The 5,762-nt window shown below is 63.1% G+C and carries 6 protein-coding genes and 4 tRNA genes; 7 read left to right on the forward strand and 3 right to left on the reverse strand.

Going from position 1 to position 5,762, the window contains the following annotated elements; all coding sequences use genetic code 11:
• Nucleotides 1–6: 6 nt before the first annotated feature.
• Complete coding sequence (thiL, locus tag VMS96_15545; protein ID HVP44843.1) at nucleotides 7–918, reverse strand: thiamine-phosphate kinase; 912 nt, start codon at nucleotides 916–918, stop codon at nucleotides 7–9.
• Nucleotides 919–1,292: 374 nt separating this feature from the next.
• Between thiL and VMS96_15550 the strand changes: the two genes are divergently transcribed.
• Complete coding sequence (locus VMS96_15550; protein ID HVP44844.1) at nucleotides 1,293–2,216, forward strand: M23 family metallopeptidase; 924 nt, start codon at nucleotides 1,293–1,295, stop codon at nucleotides 2,214–2,216.
• Nucleotides 2,217–2,315: 99 nt separating this feature from the next.
• Here VMS96_15550 and VMS96_15555 read toward each other — a convergent pair whose 3' ends face one another.
• Nucleotides 2,316–2,882, reverse strand: coding sequence for a dihydrofolate reductase family protein (locus tag VMS96_15555; GenBank protein ID HVP44845.1), 567 nt, complete (start codon nucleotides 2,880–2,882; stop codon nucleotides 2,316–2,318).
• Complete coding sequence (locus VMS96_15560; GenBank protein ID HVP44846.1) at nucleotides 2,879–3,913, reverse strand: hypothetical protein; 1,035 nt, start codon at nucleotides 3,911–3,913, stop codon at nucleotides 2,879–2,881. The genes VMS96_15555 and VMS96_15560 overlap by 4 nt, the downstream gene beginning before the upstream one ends.
• A gap of 456 nt (nucleotides 3,914–4,369) precedes the next feature.
• Between VMS96_15560 and VMS96_15565 the strand changes: the two genes are divergently transcribed.
• The 6 genes from VMS96_15565 (at nucleotide 4,370) to VMS96_15590 (ending at nucleotide 5,614) form a co-directional block, all read left to right on the forward strand.
• Nucleotides 4,370–4,445, forward strand: a tRNA-Thr gene (locus VMS96_15565).
• 204 nt (nucleotides 4,446–4,649) lie between these two features.
• A tRNA-Tyr gene (locus VMS96_15570) sits at nucleotides 4,650–4,737 on the forward strand.
• Between the two features lie 12 nt (nucleotides 4,738–4,749).
• On the forward strand, nucleotides 4,750–4,935 hold the full coding sequence (locus VMS96_15575; protein ID HVP44847.1) for a hypothetical protein: 186 nt from the start codon (nucleotides 4,750–4,752) through the stop codon (nucleotides 4,933–4,935).
• A gap of 118 nt (nucleotides 4,936–5,053) precedes the next feature.
• Nucleotides 5,054–5,129: transfer RNA gene (locus VMS96_15580), tRNA-Thr, on the forward strand.
• A gap of 30 nt (nucleotides 5,130–5,159) precedes the next feature.
• Nucleotides 5,160–5,234 (forward strand) — tRNA-Gly (locus tag VMS96_15585).
• Between the two features lie 35 nt (nucleotides 5,235–5,269).
• Nucleotides 5,270–5,614, forward strand: a complete 345-nt coding sequence (locus tag VMS96_15590) for a hypothetical protein (protein ID HVP44848.1) — start codon at nucleotides 5,270–5,272, stop codon at nucleotides 5,612–5,614.
• The last annotated feature ends 148 nt before the right edge of the window (nucleotides 5,615–5,762 follow it).

The following is a 5,762-nucleotide window of genomic DNA, read 5'->3' on the forward strand; positions in this document are numbered from 1 at the left end:
GGGACCCTATTCCCTGAAATGCTCCCACCCTGCAGGTTCTAGTCTCCGTCTCTTTCCCCCTGCGTCCACCAATTCCATCCTCTTTCCCGGTGTCACCTCCCCAATCAGCGTCACCTTCGCTCCCGCGACCTTCTCCGGCACCGGCTTCCCCGAGGTGAACAGCAGCTCATAGTCCTCTCCTCCGTGCAGCGCCAGGTCCAGGGTCGCCCCCTTGGCCACCGGCACTGCCTCCGCTTCGATCACTGCTCCCACCCCGCTCTCCTCGGAGATATGGCTCAGATCGGTCGAAAGCCCATCGCTGACATCAATGCACGCCGACGCCACCCCCCGCAGCGCTTGCCCGGCCGCGATTCTGGGTTCAGCTAGGCCCGCGTGGCGCGGCCGCCCTCGGCCGCGAAGTCTTTGGATTTCTGCTGCCGCACCTCCCAATAGCCCGGTCACATAGACCCCGTCTCCCACTCGTGCTCCCGACCTCCGCAGCGCCTCGCCCTTCGGCGCCTGCCCCACGACCACGACGTCGGCCACGACCCCCTTGGGCGATTGGGCCACGTCTCCCCCCGCCAGGTTCACGCCATATCGTTTCGCCAGCCCCAGCAGCCCTTTGAAAAACTCATCGACCCATCTTTGCTTAACCGACTCCGGCAGCGCCAGCGACAGAAAAGCGGCGATCGGCTCTCCGCCCATGGCCGCAATGTCGCTCAGCCCCCGCAGCAGGCAGCGATGCCCGATGACGCCCGCCGGATACCAGTCCCGGCGGAAGTGCATCCCCTCCAGGCTGAAATCGGTGGTGACCAGCAATTCGTACCCCGGCCTTACCGCCAGCACCGCCGCGTCATCGCCGATCCCCGCCCGCACCTGTGGGTGCCCTGTTCGGGCCATCTTCCGGATCCGCTGAATCAGTTGCCGCTCTCGAATCACACCCGGAGCCTACTCTCGCGCTGAATCGGTTTCAATTCCCGGCGCTCTCGGCGACCCCGGCGGTCACCCGATTACCTTGGTCCCCGTCCGTACGTTGCCTCTGGTACAACTCCAAAGCCCGACCCCGTTTACCCTTCCGGCATCTACCCTGGCTAGCCTGCCGCCACTACTCTTGGTTGACATGGATGACGGGGTTTGTTAGCTTTTCCCGTCCTATTCCAGACACTCTGGCCTTGGGCCCCTGGTGGTAAATTTTGCACCATCCGCAGGGAACGTCAGACCTCGCAACTGGCCTTTCCTGTATCGACGGATCAAAGGGCCATAACCTGGGCAAGTAACCTGGCGGCAGTTTCGCAGGTGACTGGAGATTACTTTTGCGAAAGCGCTATTACATCATGCTGGTTGCCCGTGACGGAGACGGACAGCTACGCAAGATCCCTATCCCGCTTCATTATCTGTACGTTTTCCTCTCCGGGGCGGTGATCGGCATGCTGACCATCACCGGCATGGCCGGGTCTTACGTCCGCATGCTGTGGAAGGTCTCGCATTTCAACCAGCTCCGCTCCCAGACCGTGGCGCTCAAGACCCAGTACAACAATCTAGAGAAGGCCGCCCAGGAGAAGGAGATCCAGGTCGCGTCACTTGGCTCCTTGGCCAACGAAGTCTCCGCCATGTACGGCCTGAAGTCTGAGCCGGTGCTGGCCGGCGGCCCCTCCGGCAGCCTGAGCGACCAGCAGCTGGCCACCTCCATCGGCCAGCTCAACGCCCTGAGGTCATCTGCCATGAGCGGGGTGGCCACCATCGGCATCGCCTTCGGCAGCCGCAACGCCCGCCTGGACGACTGGGCGCGCCTGGCTAAGGCCCCGACCCTGTGGCCGGTCGAAGGCCCCATCACCGGCTCCTTCGGCGGGCGCATCGACCCGTTCAACGGCGAAGGCGCCTTCCACAGCGGCGTCGATATTTCCAGCACTTACGGCCACGCGGTAGTGGCCCCGGCCGACGGCGTGGTCACCTACGCCGACAACATGGCCGGCTACGGACGCATGCTGGTGATCGAGCATGGCAACGGCATCTCCACCCGCTACGGCCATCTTTCCGGATTCGCCGTGGCGCCCGGGCAGACGATCCAGCGCGGCGACACCATCGGCTACGTCGGCCAGAGCGGTCGCAGCACCGGCCCCCACCTCCACTACGAGGTTCGCATCCACGATGCCCCGGTGAACCCGTACAAATACCTGCGGGCCACCTTCGCCGGCACCCACAGTTATAGCGGCGGCGCCTCCGCCGGCGGCTCGTAAACCTGGTTTTCGACGAATTAGCCCGCGCGCCTGGCGCGGGCTTTCTCATAGGTGAAGAGACTCTAACGGACTGTCGTCCCCAACAGGCGTATGCGGGCGCTATTTCTTCTTCCTCTTTGCCGTCTTCCTCACCCGGTATTCGCTCTTCACCAGCCCGGTCTTGTACGACTTCGTCTCTATGTGCTGGAGCTTGATGTCGTGCGGCAGCTTGCCGAACAGCGGGATGCCGTCTCCGATCAGCACCGGCACGCGCGTGATCACCATCCGATCTACCAACCCTGCGGTGAGGAAGCGCTGGATGGTGATGCCACCGTCCACGTACAGATGCTTTGCCCCGCTCGCGCCCAGCCGCCGCACGATTGCGGCCGGTTCGCCGGACATCTGCTCGACCACTCCGCCTTTGATCCATGAAAGCTCGACCGGCCTGCTGCTCAACACGACCACCCGCTTCTTGCCGTACACCCACTTGCCGTACGATTCCACCCACTCGTAAGTCTTCCGCCCGATGACCACCGCATCCACGCTGGCATAGAATTCAGGGAACCCGTGCGGCTCGCCGCCATCCGCGGGCAGAAAATCAACCGCACCATTCGGCCGCGCCAGGAACCCGTCCACGCTCACCCCGACAAACACCGTCACCTTGATGCCTGGAGCTTTCGTACTCACTTCCGCCTCTTCTCTTTCGGTGTCGGTTTCTTCTCCGGCTCCGGCGCCGGCGCTGCCATCGGTTCCGTCGGTGGCTGGGTCAACACTTTCTTCAGGAACCCTTCCGGCAGGGTGGCCGTCAGCACCACCCGCTCCTTCTCCTGCTCCACCTTGATGCTTTCGAAGAAGGCCTTCACATCCGCATCGCTCGGTCGGGTGCTTCCTTGTGCGCCCGTGATCATGGCGGCCAGCAGCTGCAGGTTCGAGCGGATGTTCGTGGCCTCGGCCTTATCGGGAGCGAACGCTTCCAGCTTCAGGTGTACTGCCCCGGTGTAGCGCACCGACGCCACCACCGTCGATCCTCCGAACAGCCCGCCCACCATCGGGATGTCCAAACCCTTGGGTGGCTGTCGGAAGACGTCGGCCTTGCCCACATTGCCGATGAACCACGCCAGGCTGCCCAGTTGCACATTGCGGTAGTGCTCGCGCACCAGCGCCGGCCCGCCACGGGGCACTGCCGAAGAGTGATAGTGGTCGATGATCTCGTGGATAGGCCCGGCGTGCCCCAGGTTCGACACCGCCACCTGGTCCAGCCCCAGGATGGCGATCCGCACCGTCCGCCCTTCGTGCGGCACCGCGTACACCGCCGTGTCCCGGTAGGTTTCGACCTCTTTCGCCAGCTTCTTGAAGTACGCTTCCAGGCGGGCCGCGTCGAAGCGCCCGACAAAGATCTCCGAGTACCGCGTCTCCCCTCCCGCGCTCCCCGGCCCGTGGACCGCGAACGCCGCCTGGTCGAGGTCGCGCTCGAACTCGAATCCCGTCTCCCGCACGAACTGCTCGTATTCCGCTTCCCGCTGGCTGTCCGTCTTCTTCAGGATTCCGGCGACGCGCAGCGGTTTCAGGTTCAGGTAGAAGACGCCGTCTTCGATCTCCGGCAGCAGGCGCACCGCGTCCGGCGGCGCCTTCTTGCGCAGCCAGACGGCGAAGCCGATGGCGGCCCCGATCAGGATCACCACCAGCGCAATCAGGATCTGCCGCCGGCGCCTCAGCATGCGGACCTCATCGGGCGCCTGGTCTCAGCGGAGCGCGGGAGCCGTGACAAGCACGAAGCGAGGGAGCGGGAGGGCTCAGACGGCCTAGGGCAGCAGGGTTCCACGGACCGCGAAATCATACCAAACCGAGCTCTAGCCCGGCCGCCCCGGCTGGGCAGCCGCTCCTCGAGTGTGAGAAGGCCCCAAGAAAATCCCTACCCCAGCCCGCAATCCGTTACAATGCTTGCTTGGAGAGCGGAATTTCGGGCCTTGGTTCGTCCTGTTCCGTCCAAATAAGAACAACTTACGAACTTTCCCGGCGGCAGCTTGCACGTTGGTTGCCGTTCGTGTTAACTTTGATTGTTTGCTTCGGCTTGTCCGAAGTGTCCCGGGCGCGGGAGTGCGCGCTTGGGCGGGAGCGATGCGGGATTTCCGGCGCGAGTATCTTTTCCGCGACGGTGCTGGCGAAACAGGTTTGCTGGCGTAGCTCAGCTGGTAGAGCATCTGATTTGTAATCAGAGGGTCAGGGGTTCAAATCCCTTCGCCAGCTCCAACATGATTTGGGCTCCGGCTTGGCGGTCCGGGGCAGCCACGGTAGCAGCAACAGACTCACGAATCATTCACTCCATTCGATTCTCCGATGGTCTTGGCGGCGCGCCTTTGTGCGCCCGCGACCTCGGGCTTGTCGTTGCGATCGCGTCGTCGGCACTTTGACAACTGGGCGCTGGGCACGAGCGGTGAGCTCGGTTGAGTTTGGGGACAGGTGGCCGAGCGGTTAATGGCAGCAGACTGTAAATCTGCCGCTCCTTGGAGCTACGGAGGTTCGAATCCTCCCCTGTCCACCAGAGTTTGCTTTGATGCGCAATCATCGGTTGATCGCAGCCATGGTCGCGTTTGTCGTGCTGGCCGTGCTGGCGTGGCAGACGCTGCCCGATGGGCGGATCCGATGGGTGACCTGGGCGGTGCTGGCGCTGTTCGCCATCCGTACCTTGGTCCACTGGCGGTGTGAGCAGCAGGCGGCCAAGAGTAACGAGCCGATGTAGCTCAGTTGGTAGAGCACTCCCGCGGTAAGTCGAGGCGTTTAGCGGGCGTGAGCGAAGCGGGAGCCCGCTGCCGAGACCCTGAGCGGAGCGAAGGGGCCCAGCGGTTGAAGTGATTCGAGCCGATGTAGCTCAGTTGGTAGAGCACTCCCTTGGTAAGGGAGAGGTCACCAGTTCAATCCTGGTCATCGGCTCCAGAGTTTCGATAGCGGGTTAGAGCAGGAAGGGCGGGAGTAACTCAGTGGTAGAGTCACAGCCTTCCAAGCTGTTGGTCGCGGGTTCGATTCCCGTCTCCCGCTCCAGAGATTGAAGGTAAGGCGGCGTAGCGAAGCACACGATGTCTCAGGCGACGTTCCAGCAGGCGGGCATTCCGGTAGAAAAGGGAGCCGAGTTTCAAGAGCTGAAGGCGGGCATCGAGCGCGCTTTTTCGCCCGCCGTGGCCGGGCAGTTCTTCAAGAAGCTGGAGAGCAAGGGCATCCGCATCCGGGAGTTCGAGAAGGTCCTGGATAAGAAGCTGCTGGAGCCGTTCGATCCGCAGCTCAGGCGGCGCGGCGCACGCAAGGTGTACGACGCCTTGAGCGTCGCGGACCAGAGCCAGATCCGGGAGCTTTATCTGCGCACCCTGGAGCAGGTGGACGACGAGTTGCGCCAGAAGTTTTTCAAGATCTACGTCATGTACTGAGGAACGGCGATTATGGCGAAAGAGAAATTTGACCGCACGAAGCCGCACGTGAACGTGGGGACGATCGGGCACATCGATCACGGCAAGACCACGCTGACGGCGGCCATCACCAAGGTGCTGGGCAAGCACAACCCGAAGGTGAAGTTCC

The sequence above is a fragment of the Terriglobales bacterium genome (genome assembly GCA_035543055.1).
GTDB lineage: Bacteria > Acidobacteriota > Terriglobia > Terriglobales > Acidobacteriaceae > JAIQFD01.